14 protein-coding genes, 1 tRNA gene and 1 riboswitch are annotated in these 15,870 nt (G+C 65.2%); of the genes, 7 read left to right on the top strand and 8 right to left on the bottom strand.

The window, feature by feature from the left end:
• Positions 1-177 precede the first annotated feature (177 nt).
• Positions 178-381: riboswitch (cobalamin riboswitch) on the bottom strand.
• 1,002 nt (positions 382-1,383) lie between these two features.
• A tRNA-Ala gene (locus tag ACH0CP_RS03985) sits at positions 1,384-1,459 on the bottom strand.
• 232 nt (positions 1,460-1,691) lie between these two features.
• Between ACH0CP_RS03985 and ACH0CP_RS03980 the strand changes: the two genes are divergently transcribed.
• The gene (locus tag ACH0CP_RS03980) at positions 1,692-2,849 is read left to right on the top strand and encodes a DUF2171 domain-containing protein (RefSeq protein ID WP_294442171.1); all 1,158 of its coding nucleotides are present in this window, start codon (positions 1,692-1,694) and stop codon (positions 2,847-2,849) included.
• Positions 2,850-2,982: 133 nt separating this feature from the next.
• Positions 2,983-3,969 (top strand): NADP-dependent oxidoreductase, encoded by a 987-nt coding sequence (locus ACH0CP_RS03975; protein WP_294442172.1) that lies wholly within the window; start codon positions 2,983-2,985, stop codon positions 3,967-3,969.
• Positions 3,970-4,014: 45 nt separating this feature from the next.
• Here ACH0CP_RS03975 and ACH0CP_RS03970 read toward each other — a convergent pair whose 3' ends face one another.
• Complete coding sequence (locus tag ACH0CP_RS03970; RefSeq protein ID WP_294442173.1) at positions 4,015-4,917, bottom strand: neutral zinc metallopeptidase; 903 nt, start codon at positions 4,915-4,917, stop codon at positions 4,015-4,017.
• 175 nt (positions 4,918-5,092) lie between these two features.
• Between ACH0CP_RS03970 and ACH0CP_RS03965 the strand changes: the two genes are divergently transcribed.
• A complete protein-coding gene (locus tag ACH0CP_RS03965; protein ID WP_294442174.1) occupies positions 5,093-5,878 on the top strand; it encodes a 3-hydroxybutyrate dehydrogenase in 786 nt (261 codons plus the stop codon).
• 205 nt (positions 5,879-6,083) lie between these two features.
• On the opposite strand, the gene ACH0CP_RS03960 is transcribed toward ACH0CP_RS03965, so the two are convergent.
• From ACH0CP_RS03960 to ACH0CP_RS03950, 3 genes are all read right to left on the bottom strand, one after another.
• A complete protein-coding gene (locus ACH0CP_RS03960; RefSeq protein ID WP_406888383.1) occupies positions 6,084-6,767 on the bottom strand; it encodes a hypothetical protein in 684 nt (227 codons plus the stop codon).
• A gap of 253 nt (positions 6,768-7,020) precedes the next feature.
• On the bottom strand, positions 7,021-8,616 hold the full coding sequence (locus ACH0CP_RS03955; protein ID WP_046409305.1) for an isocitrate lyase: 1,596 nt from the start codon (positions 8,614-8,616) through the stop codon (positions 7,021-7,023).
• Positions 8,617-8,684: 68 nt separating this feature from the next.
• Positions 8,685-8,840: a hypothetical protein gene (locus ACH0CP_RS03950; protein WP_164518819.1), complete on the bottom strand. Its 156-nt coding sequence runs from the start codon at positions 8,838-8,840 to the stop codon at positions 8,685-8,687.
• Between the two features lie 173 nt (positions 8,841-9,013).
• Here ACH0CP_RS03950 and ACH0CP_RS03945 point away from each other — a divergent pair, with 173 nt between their 5' ends.
• Positions 9,014-10,399 (top strand): short-chain fatty acyl-CoA regulator family protein, encoded by a 1,386-nt coding sequence (locus tag ACH0CP_RS03945; protein WP_294442176.1) that lies wholly within the window; start codon positions 9,014-9,016, stop codon positions 10,397-10,399.
• A 16-nt stretch (positions 10,400-10,415) separates the two neighbouring features.
• On the opposite strand, the gene ACH0CP_RS03940 is transcribed toward ACH0CP_RS03945, so the two are convergent.
• The 3 genes from ACH0CP_RS03940 to ACH0CP_RS03930 all read right to left on the bottom strand — a co-directional run bounded on the left by ACH0CP_RS03940 (position 10,416) and on the right by ACH0CP_RS03930 (position 12,596).
• The gene (locus tag ACH0CP_RS03940; protein ID WP_294442177.1) at positions 10,416-11,057 is read right to left on the bottom strand and encodes a L,D-transpeptidase family protein; all 642 of its coding nucleotides are present in this window, start codon (positions 11,055-11,057) and stop codon (positions 10,416-10,418) included.
• A gap of 69 nt (positions 11,058-11,126) precedes the next feature.
• Positions 11,127-12,074, bottom strand: a complete 948-nt coding sequence (locus tag ACH0CP_RS03935) for an aldo/keto reductase (protein WP_294442178.1) — start codon at positions 12,072-12,074, stop codon at positions 11,127-11,129.
• Between the two features lie 198 nt (positions 12,075-12,272).
• Positions 12,273-12,596, bottom strand: a complete 324-nt coding sequence (locus ACH0CP_RS03930; RefSeq protein ID WP_294442179.1) for a hypothetical protein — start codon at positions 12,594-12,596, stop codon at positions 12,273-12,275.
• Positions 12,597-12,756: 160 nt separating this feature from the next.
• Between ACH0CP_RS03930 and ACH0CP_RS03925 the strand changes: the two genes are divergently transcribed.
• The 3 genes from ACH0CP_RS03925 (at position 12,757) to ACH0CP_RS03915 (ending at position 15,815) form a co-directional block, all read left to right on the top strand.
• On the top strand, positions 12,757-13,716 hold the full coding sequence (locus ACH0CP_RS03925; protein ID WP_294442180.1) for a metalloregulator ArsR/SmtB family transcription factor: 960 nt from the start codon (positions 12,757-12,759) through the stop codon (positions 13,714-13,716).
• On the top strand, positions 13,713-14,654 hold the full coding sequence (metF, locus tag ACH0CP_RS03920) for a methylenetetrahydrofolate reductase [NAD(P)H] (RefSeq protein WP_294442181.1): 942 nt from the start codon (positions 13,713-13,715) through the stop codon (positions 14,652-14,654). Before ACH0CP_RS03925 ends, metF begins: the two co-directional genes overlap by 4 nt.
• Positions 14,655-14,765: 111 nt before the next feature.
• Positions 14,766-15,815: a homocysteine S-methyltransferase family protein gene (locus ACH0CP_RS03915; protein WP_294442182.1), complete on the top strand. Its 1,050-nt coding sequence runs from the start codon at positions 14,766-14,768 to the stop codon at positions 15,813-15,815.
• The last annotated feature ends 55 nt before the right edge of the window (positions 15,816-15,870 follow it).

The raw sequence follows: 15,870 nt of genomic DNA, 5'->3' as shown, positions 1-15,870 counted from the left end.
TAACCGTCGCAATGCGCGCTAATCCGGTGAGACAAGCGTGACTTTCCAAGGCGTGTTCCCTCGTTCAACAACGGGGCACGCATCACGGTTCGCCGGATTCAAATGTTCCGCGCGTGCGACCCCAATGACGTCGTCACGCGAGGCAGAACCTCGATCGCCCGGAACACCCCGTCCGCACGAAGGACAACCGCGAGAGGCAGGTCTCCTGGCTTCCGGGTCATCGCCTTGCTCGGCCTTCCCGGATCAAGCTGATCCAGTGGCACGCGAGGAGCAAGGCTCGCCGGTCACAGTTGCGGGGGCAGCTCCAGATCCCGAGCATGATGCTCGCTCCTGGATTCCCTTTTCATTCCATTACTGGAAACCTATCGCGCAGGGATCCCTAATGGTCGGGGGGGCGGAGGGCAAGACACGCGTGAAAGCGCTGTCTTTGTGCGGCGAGCGCTCGGGCAGCTCGTGCCTGGCGCTAGCAAGGACCCAGTGAACTGAGGGCCCTTCCACAATTTCGCTGCCGCCAAGACGCGTGATCGCGAGATGGCTGACAGGATCGCGCGTCATCGGCACGAGCAGGGTTAACGCCAGAACACCATCGAATGCCCGATCGACCAAGGGCAAGCGATCGCGGTGCACACCGAAGAGACAATCATGGTCGATTGTTCGACCCTATGGCTGACTAACCTGAGGCTCGGCGCACATGACATGTGCGGGCGGACGCGCGAGCCAGCCACGGGCATTGAGGCGACGTCGCTGCCGACCGCGATCATTGGCGATGGAGTCAGATTTGGGACGTCCCGATTGTCCGCTGGAGCGCCAGTTTCGCGATGGAGCCGGCCGTTTGAGCCAAGTCGTGGCCGCCGGCACCGTGCTGTCGCTTCAGCGGCTCGAACCGCAGTCGTTTGCGGCGCGTTAAACGGGCTGAACCATCTACTGCCACGTTCATAGTTCTCGGCGAGTACGTGCAGGAATGAACAGAACTCGTGTCGAATGTGGCAAGATCGAGCAAATGCCCGACGACCTCATGTTGTTGACGAGAGCGTCACGCAGCACTGCACCGCGGGACTTCGAATGCGCGACTGTCAGGGTAGCAAAAGCTCACGGAGGTGGTGAGCTTCTGTTCGTCGCGCGCCTTCAAGCGGCCCGCATAATTGCGCAGGCGCTTGTGATTTAGGTAAGGGAGCTCGCCATGGCCTCGCAGTGTTGAGCCGATGCGCCGAAATTACGAATGTTTGTCGCCAGATCATCTCGCCATCGCGATGCGTGAAATTGATGCGTTATGCGACGAGTTGTCGAAGCATACGTGCGCTACCTACGATCAGCGAGTGATGCGCTGCTCGACGAGCGCACAGCACCGTAATGCGAGAAACCGCGGTTTTCTCAGGTGGCGGGTGGTGGAGCCGAGGGGAATCGAACCCCTGACCTCTGCAGTGCGATTGCAGCGCTCTCCCATCTGAGCTACGGCCCCGCCCGGTCCCGGCATAGCCGGGGAGCGCCGCCCTTAGCCGGGTCCGCGGCCCGATGCAACGCCCTGGCGATTTCGCCTTGCGCTCCGTGCTGCGCCAGAGCGCCGCAAGAGAACGGCAGCCGCCCGTTTCGGATCCGCAACGGCAGGAACAACCCTGCCGGCTTGTAGCTTTCTCCCGTATCGCGACCGCTGCAAAGAAGAGCGGCGCCCCCGCATGCAAGGAGTGTCCGACATGGGTTACGAGAGGTATCCGCGCGGCGATTATTACGGCCGCCGGGAACATCAGGACGAACAGCGGAACTATGGCGCGGATCGGGAGACGGATGTCAGTTCGCGCGATTATCTGACTGCCGGTGCGCAGGATCGCGACCACGATTATTGGGGCGGCGAGTTCGACTCCGATCGAGATGGTGGCGGCTTTGGCCGGCGGGACTATGGCTATCGCGGCATGGGCGGCGGGCGCGGCTATGGCGCCCGGGATTATGGCCCGCGCGAGTACGGCCATGAAGGCTATGCGCGGCGTGAGCGCCCGACAGGTGGCTTCGGCGGCGGATACCGCGGCGCGCGGCAGGGCCAATGGCAAGGCGGCGGCGACTATGGCCGCGGCGGCTATCAGGGCGAAGACCGCGGCTTCGGCCGGGATCGCTTCCAGGGCGGCGGCGGATACGGCCCACGCGGCGATCGGTTCGGCGGCCGTGGTGGCTACGGCTCGGGCGAACGCCAGCGCTATGGTGCCGACCGCCAGGTACCGCGCGACTATGATTATGATGACCGGGGCTTCTTTGCCCGGGCCGGCGACGAGGTTCGGTCATGGTTCGGTGACGAGGAAGCGGAGCGCCGGCGCGAGGCGGACATGCGCTACGACGAGCGCGCCTATGCCGATCGCGACTCGGATTACCACAGCTGGCGCCGCAATCAGATCGATGCGCTCGACCGCGACTATAACGAGTATCGCAGCGAGAACCGCAGCAAGTTCGAGCGCGAATTCTCGACGTGGCGCACGGGCCGCCAGGCACAGCGCGATGCACTGACCAAGGTCGAGGAGCATATGGACGTTGTCGGCTCCGACGGCGCGCACGTCGGCACTGTCGACAAGGTCCTCGGGGACCGGATCCTCTTGACCAAGAGCGATGCAGATGCCGGCGGACATCATCACTCGATCCCGTCGCGCTGGATCGAAACGGTCGATACCAAAGTGACGTTGTCCAAGACTGCCGACGAGGCGAAGAGCCACTGGCGCGACGAGGAACGCAACCAGGCTATGTTCGGGGACGAGCCGCGCAGCACTGGCAATGCCGGCACGTCGGGTCGCGATAGCCGCACCGGCACCTCTGACGATGGTGACGCGCAGGGGCGGATGCTGAACCGCAGCTTCCCCGGCACCTATTGAAGATCTGCCGCGGCCCGCCCGCGGCAGGTTTCACCACAAGCAACGGCAGCCCGGGCATTGCCCGGGCTCTTTGCGTCGGCCCGAGTGCTGAGGCATAGCCGGCGATCGAAAACCACCTGTCAGGAGAGAGATTATGCCACGCGCCTGGAGCCTGAAGTCCCGTCCGCAGGGCATGCCGAAGCACAGTGATTTCGAACTGGTTGATGTCGAGGCTCAGCCGCTCGCCGAGGGCGAAGTTCGCATCGCGAACCGCTGGCTGTCGGTGGATCCTTACATGCGGGGACGGATGAACGACGTGAAGAGCTACGTCCCGCCCTTCGCGCTGGGCGAACCGATGCAGGGCGGCGCGATCGGTGAAGTCGTCGAGAGCCGCGCCGCCAGCCGGCCCGTCGGCACCAAGGTGCAGCACATGCTGGGCTGGCGCGACGAGGCGGTGCTGCCGGCCGAGCAAGCACAGAAGCTGCCCGATATCGATGCGCCGGACGAAGCGTTCCTGGGCCAGTTCGGCATGCCGGGAATGACCGCTTATTTCGGGCTGCTCGACGTCGCCCAAGCAAAGGAAGGCGACGTCGTGTTCGTTTCCGCCGCCGCTGGCGCCGTTGGCTCAACGGTGGTGCAAGTCGCCAAGGCCAAGGGCATGACGGTGATCGGTTCTGCCGGCGGCGCGGAGAAGTGCGCCTGGGTGAAGTCGCTCGGTGCGGATGCGGTGATCGATTACAAGGCCGGTGATGTGGTCGCCGCCCTTGCCGAGGCGGCGCCCGAGGGCATCGATGTCTACTTCGACAATGTCGGCGGCGATCATCTGGATGCCGCATTGCTCGCGGCGCGGATGAACGCGCGTTTCGCGATGTGCGGGATGATCGATGTGTACAACGAGGGCCAGGCCCAGTCGCTGAAGTATTTGTTCAAGGTTATCGGCGCCCGGATCATGATCAAGGGCTTCATCGTCAGCGACTATCTGGCGGGCGCGGCCGACTTCTATCGCGACATGGGTGGCTGGCTCGCTGCGGGCAAGCTGAAGCGCGAGGAGACGGTTCACGACGGGCTGGAGAAGATGCCCGACGCCTTCTTGGGTCTGTTCACCGGCGGTAACACCGGGAAGATGCTCGTTCGTCTGTAACATGCGGCGACGTGCCGGGCGGCGAGCGCCCGGCATGCGCTCCGATCAGATCGGCCCGCTGAAGGTGTCGCACACGGCCGGGTCACCACTTTCGAGCCCACGGCGCAGCCACGCCTGACGCTGTGCCGAGGTACCGTGGGTGAAGCTTTCTGGCTGGACGCGGCCTTGCGCCTCGCGCTGCAGCTTGTCGTCGCCGATCGCGGCCGCGGCGGTCATGCCTTCCTCGATGTCGCCAGGCTCGAGCCGGTTGCGGTTCTGTGCGGCCCAGACGCCAGCGTAACAATCCGCCTGCAGCTCGAGACGTACGGACAGCGCATTACCTTCGGCTTCGCTGGCGCGGGCCTGGGCGCGGCGGACCTGATCGGACTGGCCGGTTAGCGTCTGGATGTGATGGCCGAATTCGTGCGCCACGACGTAATATTGTGCGAAGTCACCTGCCGCGCGGAAGCGGTTGGCAAGCTCGTCAAAAAAGCTGGTGTCGATGTAGATGCCTTGATCGGACGGGCAGTAGAACGGCCCCATTGCGGACATTGCCGCGCCGCACCCCGATTGCCCGCGGCCGCTAAAGAAGACGAGCTTTGGTGCCTGGAACTGCGCGCCGGAGCGGGCGAACAACTGCTCCCAGGTGTTTTCGGCCGACGAGAAGGCGTTGCAGGTTGCGCGCGTCTCCGCATCAACGGAGCAGGCCGCCTGGGCGCCCGTGCCGCCAGCCGTACGCTCCGTACGCGTTGGGGCGGTGCTGGTGCCACCTGTGAACAGGCCGCCGAGATTGCCGAGCCCGCCGAAAAGCGCGAAGATGATGAGCACCACGACAATGCCGCCGCAGCCGAAGCGGCTGCCGATCATCGGTAACAGCCCGAGCAGCAGTCCGCCGCCACCGCCGCCGCCGAAGCTCTGGCCGCGCTGATCCTCGACACGAATGTCGGGATCGAAATCGTCGAGCCGCATCGCGCTTACCCCTTTGTTACTGACCCGGCATGAATGCGCGAAGGCGAAGTGCGGTTGCAAGCCGGCCGGCTTGATCGGCCGTGTTGCCGAGCGCATGACGAACGCGATTTCTTTCCGGCCGCCCGGCGGCCTTCGGTCGCGCCGTCAGACGCGCGCGCATAACGGGAGACACTCGATGTTCCTCAAGGGCAAGACGGCGCTGGTGACCGGTTCCACCTCCGGTATCGGCCTTGCTTATGCCAAGGCGTTTGCGGCCGAAGGCGCGGCGGTGATGATCAATGGCTTTGGCGACGCGGAGGCGATCGAGAAGGAGCGGGCGGCGCTGGCCGAGGCGAGTGGCGCGGAAGCGTTGTATGATGCTGCCGACATGACCCAGCCGGAGGCGATCGCTGCGATGATCGCGCGCTGCCACGCCGAGCTTGGTGGGCCCGATATCGTCGTCAACAACGCCGGCATCCAGTTCGTCTCGCCAATTGCGGATTTCCCGAACGAGAAATGGGATGCGATTCTGGCGATCAACCTCACCAGCGCTTTTCACGTGATGAAGGCGGCGGTGCCGTACATGCGGCAGAGGAAATGGGGACGGATCATCTCGACCGCGTCGGCGCACAGCCTGGTCGCCAGCCCCAACAAGTCCGCCTATGTCGCGGCGAAGCACGGCCTTGTCGGACTGACCAAGACGGTGGCGCTGGAAACCGCGACCGACGGGATCACGGTGAATTGCATCTCACCCGGTTATGTATGGACGCCGCTGGTGGAAAATCAGATTCCCGATACGATGAAGGCACGCGGCATGACGCGCGAACAAGTGATCAACGACGTGTTGCTGTCGGCGCAACCAACGAAGCAATTCGTAACCCCCGAGCAGGTTGCGGCCTTCGCCTTGTTCCTGTGCCGTGACGAGGCGGCGGCGATCACGGGCGCGAACCTGTCGGCGGATGGGGGATGGACGGCGGCTTGATCAGAACCAACCTCTAATGAGATTGGGGCGAAGAGTGCGGAATTGGGGAGGCAGCGGTCGCGTGAATGTCCGCGGCGGCGCCTAGCGGTTCCGCCGCCCCGGCCGCTGAAAATCGTTTGGACTGGTGCCGCCGAAGCCTGTGTTTGTACCGACACTCGTTATTGTTAATCGGATGCCGGCGAGTTGAGAGACGCCGCCGCTGTCGTCAACTCACCGGGGCGGGCGCTTGGGCTGATTGCGGCGCCGGCAGGGGTGTGTTGACCGGGGATGCCGCCGCAGGGCCCATAACCCGCGGTATGCTACCGGCGGCAGGCAAGCGGGTGGCGGGGGATTGCACCTCTAACGACGCCAGATACTCCTTTCCATGCCGGTCGATCAGCGTGACCTCCGCTGCGTTTGCCTTCGCCACCGCCTTCAGGAAGGAATGCGGCCTTTTCATCAGATGGGGAAAATCTAGCGTGACCAACCCCGCGCGCCGCGCCGCCTCCTGCGTGAAATGCACGCAATTGCGCGTGTTCATGCGATAGGTTCCGTCGCCCTTCTTGTCGTCCCACTCATCCACAAGCCGCAGGATGGCGGCATATTGCGCGTCGGTGAGGACGAGGGAGAATTGCGCATCGCTCGCCTCCATATAGCTGCGCTTGGCGACGTCGATCCCCCCCGGTACCGGACCGAACAGGATTGCCGGGGTCACCGCTTTGGCCGTGAAGCCGTAATTGAGGTCGACCGGCTCGCCACCCGCCTCTGGCGTGCCCCGCAGCGTGAAGAAGGCGTGGGGGAAATGATTGCCGAACTCATGGCTCCAGAAGGTGATGACCACCTGGGCGTGGGCCGGCAGTGCTGCGAGCGAGAGCAGCAGGGCGAGGGCGGCGGCAGCGACGCGCTTCATGCCGCTGAGTGTGTCATTCCCCCGGTCGTTGCTCAAGCGGGAAGCGTGCCAGTCACCTCTCCATCGCCATAACTTGGCGCAGAGCGAGACGCGGAAATGCCCGCCGGTGACGAGCACCGACGGGCATCCTTCCTCCCCAGGAACTTGGTTGCCGGGTGCCGGCGCGGGGGAGCCGCGCCGTCGGTCGGTGCCTGAGCGGCACCGCCGGCCGGGCCTGCGCGTCTTGGCGGCAGCATCGCTGCCGCCATGCGCATCAGGCTGCGAACTGGTTCATCGTGTTGTGGACGCCGCCGGCCTTCAGCGCGGCCTCGCCGGCGAAATATTCCTTGTGATCGTCGCCGATGTCGCTGCCTGACATGTTCTGGTGCTTCACGCAGGCGATCCCTTCGCGGATTTCCTTCCGCTGCACGCCCTTGACGTAGCCGAGCATCCCCGCCTCGCCGAAATACTCCTTGGCGAGATTGTCGGTCGACAGCGCCGCGGTGTGATAGGTCGGCAGCGTGATGAGGTGGTGGAAGATGCCGGCCCGCGCCGCCGCATCCTTCTGGAAGGTGCGGATCCGCTCGTCGGCCTCTGCCGCCAGATCGCTGTCGTCATAATCGACGCTCATCAGCTTCGCCCGGTCATAGGCGGAGACATCCTTGCCGGCCTCGACCCAGGCGTCGAACACCTGCTGGCGGAAGTTCAGCGTCCAGTTGAAGCTGGGGCTGTTGTTATAGACCAGCTTCGCATTGGGAACGACTTCGCGGATGCGATCGACCATCGACGCGATCTGCTCGATGTGCGGCTTCTCCGTCTCGATCCACAACAGGTCGGCGCCATTCTGCAGCGACGTGATGCAATCCAGCACGCAGCGGTCGGCACCGGTCCCTTCGCGGAACTGGAACAGGTTCGACGGCAGGCGCTTCGGACGCATCAGCTTGCCGTCACGCTCGATCACGACATCGCCGCGCAGCGTCGACAGGTCGGTGACTTCCTCGCAATCGAGGAAGGCATTGTACTGGTCGCCGATGTCGCCCTTCTCCTTCGAGAAGGCGATCTGCTTGGTGAGGCCGGCGCCGAGCGAGTCGGTGCGGGTCACGATGATGCCGTCATCGACGCCAAGCTCGAGAAAGGCGTAGCGGCAGGCGCGGACCTTCGCGAGGAAGTCCTCGTGCGGCACGGTGACCTTGCCGTCCTGGTGGCCGCACTGCTTTTCGTCCGACACCTGGTTCTCGATCTGGAGCGCGCAGGCGCCCGCCTCGATCATCTTCTTGGCGAGGAGATACGTCGCCTCGGCATTGCCGAAGCCGGCGTCGATGTCGGCGATGATCGGCACGACATGCGTCTCGTAATTGTCGATCGCCTGCGTCAGCCGCTGCGCCTCAATCTCGTTGCCCGTCTCGCGTGCCTTGTCGAGATCGCGGAACATCATGCCCAGTTCGCGGGCATCGGCCTGCTTCAGGAAGGTGTAGAGTTCCTCGATCAGCGCGGGAACGCTGGTCTTTTCGTGCATCGACTGGTCGGGCAGTGGGCCGAACTCGCTGCGCAGCGCGGCGACCATCCAGCCGGAGAGGTACAGATACCGCCCCTTGGTGGTGCCGAAATGCTTCTTGATCGAAATGAGCTTCTGCTGGCCGATGAAGCCGTGCCAGCAACCCAGCGACTGGGTGTAATTCGCAGGATCGGCGTCATAGGCGGCCATGTCGCGGCGCATGATGCCGGCGGTGTAGCGCGCGATGTCGAGCCCGGTGCGGAACCGGTTCTGCAGCCGCATCCGCGCCACGGATTCAGCGTCGATCCCGTCCCACGTGCCATTGTAGCTGGCAACGAGCTGGCCGATCTGACTGGTCTGTTCCTGGTAGGTCATCATTGTTCCTGTCGCGGATGGTGGCACGCGGGACCGGTCCCGCACGATTGGATCAGGCGAGTGATCGGTCAGCCGAGGCGGCCGAGGCGGTGGTACAGGTTGGAGAATTTGGCCGAGCGGGGTTCGTCGGCGATCTTCTTGATATACTCGCCGATGGCTTCCTTCATGAGGCCGAAGTCCTCGGTCGAGAAAACGGCGCGGCTGCGCTGCGGGGTAGCGTCCATGGTCGTTCCTCCTGTGTGAATGCTTACAACTGCGATTATAAGAACAGCATGGAGCGGGTATTCACAACGCGGCACTCTGGTGATTCGGTGTCATCGGGTCGGACAAGCGGCGGTCATCATCTGTGTTGCTGTAAAGAATTGACACGCTAACGCCGCTCCGTCAGCGTGGCGGCATGGCAGAGCGAAAGTTGATGGCGGGGCATGTGGTGCGGCGGCTGCGGCGGCAGCAGGCGCTGAGCCAGGCGGCGATGGCCGAGATGCTGGCGATCAGTCCCAGCTACCTCAATCTGGTGGAGCGCAATCAGCGCCCGGTATCAGCGACCCTGCTGGTGAAACTGGCGGAGACGTTCGATTTCGATCCGCGCGCGTTGACCGCGGCCGAGCCGGGCGGTGGGCGGGACGCAATGCGGCGGCGGCTCGCCGACCCGATGTTCGCCGACCTGGAGATCGATCGCAACGAGCTGGAGGAATGGCTGGCCGCGGCGCCCGGCGGGGCGGAGGCATTCGCGCGTGCGTTCGATCGCATGGGGCAGGGGGCCGCCACCGCCGTCGCGAGTGATGATCCGGTAGCCTTGGTACGGCGGGAGATCGGCCGGTGGCGCAACCATTTCCCCGATCTGGACGCAGCGGCGGAGGCGCTGGCCGACGAACTCCGCCTCGGGGCTGGCGACCTCTACGGCGCAATGTCGGAGCGGCTGCGGGTGAAGCACAGCCTCGCTATCCGCATCCTCCCGGTCGATGTGATGCCCGACGTGCTGCGGCGGCTGGACCTTCACGCGCGCCAACTTCAGCTGTCCGAACTGCTCGATCCGTCGAGCCGCACCTTTGCCGCGGCGTTCCAGCTGGCGCTGATCGAGTCTCGGGCTGAGATCGACGCGCTGGTGGCGGGCGCCGGCTTTGGCCAGATCGCCGCCGATCGCCTGTTCCGCCGTCATCTCGCCAGCTATTTCGCCGCAGCGGTGATGATGCCCTATGCCCGCTTCCTGCGCGCCTGCGAGGCGACGGGTTACGACATCGAGCTGCTGCAGCGCCGCTTTGGTGCCGGGTTCGAGCATGTCGCACACCGGTTGACGACGCTTCAGCGGGTCGGCGCGCGGGGGCTGCCCTTCTTCATGATCCGCGTCGACCGGGCGGGGCAGTCATCGAAACGCTATGCCGGGGCGAGCGGCGCGGCGCTGGTCGAGGCGGAGGGGCGCTGCCCCTTGTGGCATTTGCACCATGCGTTCGATCGGCCGGGGCACCTCGCGGTTCAGTTGGTCGAACTGGAGGATGGCGAGCGCTGGCTTACGATGGCGCGCACGGTGACGCCGCAGGGGCAGCGATACGGACTGGTTTCGGCCGAATTTGCGGTCGGCATCGGTGTGGCGGCGGAACATGCCGGGACGCTGGCGGTCGCTCGCGGCTTCGACCTTGCCGGCGTGGCGATGCCGATCGGGCTGGGGTGCCGCCAGTGTTTCCGCCAGGAATGTCCGCAGCGTGCCGCCGCGCCGGCGGGCCGCGCGCTGACCATCAACGAGCGCGAGCGGCGGATCACCGCGCTGACCTTTGCCGGGGATTGATCGGCGGCGCCGCGGCTCAGGCGGCCTTTACCGCCTGCCCGATCTCCAGCGCCTCACCGCGAGTGATGATGACCTTGTCGCCCAGCTTCGCCGTCTCGAACAGTTTCTTGGCGAAGGGCTTGGGCACGCCGATGCAACCGTGCGTCATATAGCCGTCAGCCACCTCGCTGGCGTGCACCGCGATCCCATCATTGGTCAGGCGAAGCATGTACGGCATCGGCGCGTGATAGATGTTGGAAACGTGATCCTTGCTCTTCTGCGTGATCGGATAGACGCCGAGCGGGGTCGGCTTCGAATCGGCGCCGAACAGGATTGCCGCCGCGCCAATCTCATGCCCGTCGCGAAAGACGCTGAGCACCTGCGCGGCAAGATCGACGGTGATGATGAGCGTGCCGGTCGCCGGGGCAGCGCTTTCGTCCCAATGATGGTCGCCCATCTTCATCGGGCCCTGGATCGGCAGGATGGATTTGACGATGTAGGCCGCGGGCTGTGACTGCGGGCCCGCCTGCTCGGGGGTGGCCGGTTGAGCGGGCCGGAGCGGCGGTATCGACTGGCTCGCGAGAACGCGCGGCGGTGGCGGCGGACGGCTGGCGGCATAGCCGACCGACGCGACGGCAACCGCAAACGCGATCAGGACAAGGCGAGCCGGTGAGAGCATGATTCGGGATCTAGTAAGGTGACGTTGCGCTTGGCTGACGCAAGACGGTTAACGCAAGCGCAAGCGTGATCACGCTCCGGCGGTGTTGAGACACTCCAACTGGTCGGCGGTGAGTTCCAGCGTCATGGCGGGCAGCAGTTCCTCCAACTGCCGCGCGCTGGTGGCGCTGGCGATTGGCGCGGTGACACCGGGCTGCGCCATCAGCCAGGCGAGTGCGATCTGCGCGAGGGTGGCGCCGGTCTCACCGGCCACCTCGTCCATCGCGGCAAGCACTGCCTTGCCGCTCCCGGCGAGAAGATCGCCCATGCGGCTGCCGCGCACGCTCTTCGTCAGATCCTCGGGTGAGCGATACTTGCCCGTGAGGAAACCCGATGCGAGCCCGTAATAGGGGACGACGCCGACATTCTGCTCGACGCAATAATCCTGAAGCTCGCCTTCGAAGCGGTGGCGGCTGACGAGATTATACTCGGGCTGGAGCGCGTCATAGCGCGGCAGGCCGGCAGCACGGGCATGTTCGTTCGCGGACTTGAGTCGGGCGGCGTGGAAGTTCGAGGCGCCCAGTACACGGACCTTGCCGGCGTGGACCAGCTTTGCGAACGCCTCGAGGACCGCTTCCTGTGGTGTCGCCTCGTCGTCCTGATGCGCGAAGTAAAGGTCGATGCGATCAGTGCCGAGCCGCTTCAGCGATGCCTCGCAAGCGGCAGCAATCCGCGCTGGCGCCAATTTCTCGCCGCCCTCGCCGGGCAACATGCCGACTTTGGTTGCGATCAGTACCTCGTCGCGCTTGCCGGACGCCTTCAGCCATTCGCCGATCATGGTTTCGGATTCACCGCCGCGGTGGCCGGGGACCCATGCAGAATAGGCGTCGGCCGTGTCGATCATCGTGCCGCCACCCGCCACGAAGGCATCGAGCACGGCAAAGCTGGCGGTGCGATCCGCCGTCCAGCCGAAGACGTTGCCGCCGAGCACCAGCGGCGCAATCTGCAGATCAGAGGAGCCGAGCCGGCGCTTCATCATTGTCGGTTCCGTTATTCTGAACGTCGCGCAGACTGATGCTGTTCGCGTCGAGCATTGCCGCGGCTTCATTGAGTTGGCGTTCCTCATCCGCCGTAACCGCGCCGGCCGGCGCAGGTTCGGAGGAGCAGCCGGCAGTGATACCGGACGCCAGCAAGGTGATGGGGAGGAGCGCGGCGCGCGCCCCTCCAGAGCGTGGCCTCACCGATCCTGCAGTGCGTTGCCCGCGTCGATCAGCGCGTCGCCAGCATCATCCCGCGCGCGATCAGCGGTATTGTCGATCGCAGCGCCAGCGCGATCTGCGCCGCGTTCGATGTCTTGGCCGGCATTGTCGAGCGACCGTTCGGCGGAGCCAAGCGCCCGATCGGTCGCCGCGTCGACATCGTCGATCGCGTTGCGGGTCGTGGTGCTGACATCGGTGCCGATCGCATTGGCGGCTTCTGCACTTTCGTTTCGTGCGCTCGGGCTGCAGGCAACGAGAGCAGTGGCAGCGGCAAGGATGGTGGCGGTGGCAAGGGTTCTCATCGATACTCTCCCTGTTTCGTCCGAAAGCCGGCACGCCCGGCGTCCGCTCCACAACGTCAGCTAGCGGCTTTGGCTCCGTAACGATATCTTGCCGACCGCTGTTCGTCGGAGGCGATCGATCGTTTGACGAGATATAAAGATATCTTTATATCTTTCTGTTGTGACCAAGGCGCTCGAAACTTTCCGTGCTCTCGCCGATTCGTCGCGGCTGCGCATCCTACGTCTGCTGCGGACGATGGAGCTTTCGGTTGGTGAGCTGGCGCTGGTGCTGGGGCAAAGTCAGCCGCGGGTGAGCCGCCATGTGAAAATCCTGTGCGATGCCGGCCTTGCGGAGCGCCGCAAGGAGGGCAGCTGGGTGTTCGTGGCGCTGGGCGATGCTGCGCTGGTAGATCCCGTGCTGGCGGCGGTGGATGCGCTCGACAGCGACGTGCCCGACCGGGATGGCGCCACAGACGCGGCCCGGCTCGCGGCGGTGCGCGCGGATCGCGCAGCCTCCGCTTCGCAATGGTTCGAAACGCATGCCAGTGAGTGGGATGCGATCCGATCCCTCCATATCGCCGAATGCGATGTCGAGGCGGCGATGCGCAAGGTGTTGGGCGAGGCACCGCTTGGCCGGCTGGTCGATATCGGCACCGGCACCGGGCGGATGATCGAGCTGTTCGGCCCGCGCGCCCGCACGGCGCTGGGGATCGATCGTAGCTCGGAAATGCTACGGCTGGCACGCGCGAAGATCGGCGAGCAGGGGCTCAGCAACGCGGAGCTGCGTCAGGCCGATCTCTACTCGCTGCCGCTGGCGGACGGCGCGGCGGACGTCGCGATCGTCCATCACGTTCTTCATTATGCGCAGCAGCCGGGTGCCGCGATCGTCGAGGCGGCGCGTGTACTGGCGCCAGGCGGGCGACTGCTGATCGCCGATTTCGCGCCGCATGACCGGGAGGAGCTGCGCACGCGTGACGCCCATACCCGGCTCGGCTTCTCGGACGCGCAGATCGAAGGCTGGTTCGCCAATGCGGGGCTGGAGACGGCCCGGGTGGAGACGCTGGAAGGCGGCGAATTGACGGTGAAGATCTGGCTCGGGCGCAAGCCCGATGCCGCATTGCATGAGGTGAAGGCGGCATGACGCTATCGGTCAACCAGCTTGAGGAGGCGCGCCGCGCGCTGGACGCCCCGCTCTTTGCTGATGTTGCGGGGGATATCGACGTCAGCTTCGAATTCTTCCCCCCCAAGACGGAGAAGATGGAACAGACGCTGTGGGATTCGATTGGCACGCTAGCGCCGCTAGGGCCCCGCTTCGTTTCCGTGACCTACGGCGCAGGCGGTTCCACGCGCGAGCGCACGCATGCCACGGTGGCGCGGATCGCGCGTGAGACGGCGATTCCGGCCGCAGCACATCTCACTTGTGTCGAGGCGACGCGCGATGAGATCGATGCAGTGGCGAGTGAGTATTGGGCCGCCGGCGTGCGGCACATCGTGGCGCTGCGTGGCGATCCGCCGCGGGCCGGCGAGCGTTATGTGGCGCATCCCGGCGGCTACGAAAATGCAGCCGCGCTCGTCGAAGGGCTTCGGCGGTTGCATCCCTTCGAGATCTCGGTCGCGGCCTATCCGGAATGCCACCCGGACTCGATCGATCCCGCGGCTGATCTCGACAATCTGAAGCGCAAGATGGATGCCGGGGCGACGCGGGCGATCACCCAGTTCTTCCATCAGCCGGACGTGTTCTTCCGCTATCGGGATAAGGTGGCGGCGGCGGGGATCGACGCGGAGATCGTACCGGGGATCATGCCGGTGAGCAATTTCGCCGCCGTCGTGCGGATGTCCAAGATGTGCGGGACTGAGGTGCCGGCCTGGATGGAACGGCTCTTTGCCGGGCTCGACGATCTGCCCGAGGCACGGCAGTTGGTTTCGGCCACGCTCGCCGCCGAGCTGTGCCGCAAGCTGTATGCGGGCGGGGTGAAGCAGTTCCACTTCTACACGCTCAACCGCGCAGAGATGAGCTTCGCGATCTGCCACCTGCTGGGCGTGCGAACGAAGCCCGGCGCGGTGGCGGCAGCGGCATAGGTTTCTCCTCGCGCTTGCGAGGCCGCCAGGGGAGGGCCTGTCCCCCCTGCGCGGTGATCCTGGTGACAGGCCCTCCCCCGACCCCTCCCCAGCGGAGGGGGGAGAAAAGACATGAACGCACGTGAATCCTTCCATGCCGAAGCAGCGAAGCGCATCCTCATCACCGATGGTGCATTCGGCACCGAGATCCAGAACTGGAAGCTCTCTGAAGCGGATTATGCCGGCTCACTCGGCCTGTCGCATGATCAGAAGGGCAACAACGATATCCTCGCGCTGACCAAGCCGGAGGTGCCGGCGGCGATCCACCGCGCCTATTTCGAGGCGGGCGCGGATATTGCGGAGACGAACACCTTCTCGGCGAACCGCATCAGCCAGGCCGATTATGGCGCCGAGGGCTTGGTGCGCGAGATCAACGTCGAAAGCGCCCGGCTGGCCAGGAGCATCGCCGACGAGTTCCAGGCAAAGGACGGGCGCCCCCGCTTCGTCGCCGGCGCCGTCGGACCGACGAACAAGACGCTGTCGCTGTCTCCTGACGTGAACGACCCCGGCTATCGGGAAATCGACTTCGACTATCTGAAAGACGTGTACCGCGAGCAGATCGACGCGCTGGTCGAAGGTGGTGCCGATTTCATCCTGATCGAGACGGTATTCGACACGCTGAACGCCAAGGCCGGCGTGATGGCAGCGATCGAGGCTGGCGCGGCGCTTGGGCGTGACTTGCCGATCATGCTGTCGATGACGCTGACCGATTTGTCGGGCCGCAATCTCTCGGGCCACACGGTCGAGGCCTTCTGGCATGCAGTGCGGCACGCGAACCCGCTGACGATCGGGCTCAACTGCTCGTTCGGCGCGCAGCAGCTGCGCCCGCACGTGAAGACGCTGTCGGACATCTGCGACGCGCTGATCATGGTCTATCCGAATGCCGGTCTGCCGAACGAGCTTGGCGCCTATGACGAGGCGCCGGTGACAACCGCCGGGCTGGTGCATGAATGGGCCGCGGCAGGGCAGGTGAACGTGCTAGGCGGCTGCTGCGGCTCCACGCCGGCGCACATCGCCGCGATTGCAGAGGCGGTGAAGGGCGTTGCGCCGCGTCGCTTGCCGGCGCCGCCGGTTCGCACGCGGCTGGCGGGGCTGGAGCCGTTCACAATGGCGGCGGCGTAATCAATTCACACCGTTCGTCCCGAGCAAACTCGTGGACGAGCCGCGAGCGGATCGC

It is taken from the genome of Sphingomonas sp. 179-I 2A4 NHS (assembly GCF_045369135.1).
In the GTDB taxonomy this organism is placed as follows: Bacteria; Pseudomonadota; Alphaproteobacteria; order Sphingomonadales; family Sphingomonadaceae; genus Sphingomonas.
The sequence above is the reverse complement of the archived record's forward strand: the minus strand, read 5'-3'. Positions and strand labels throughout refer to the sequence as shown.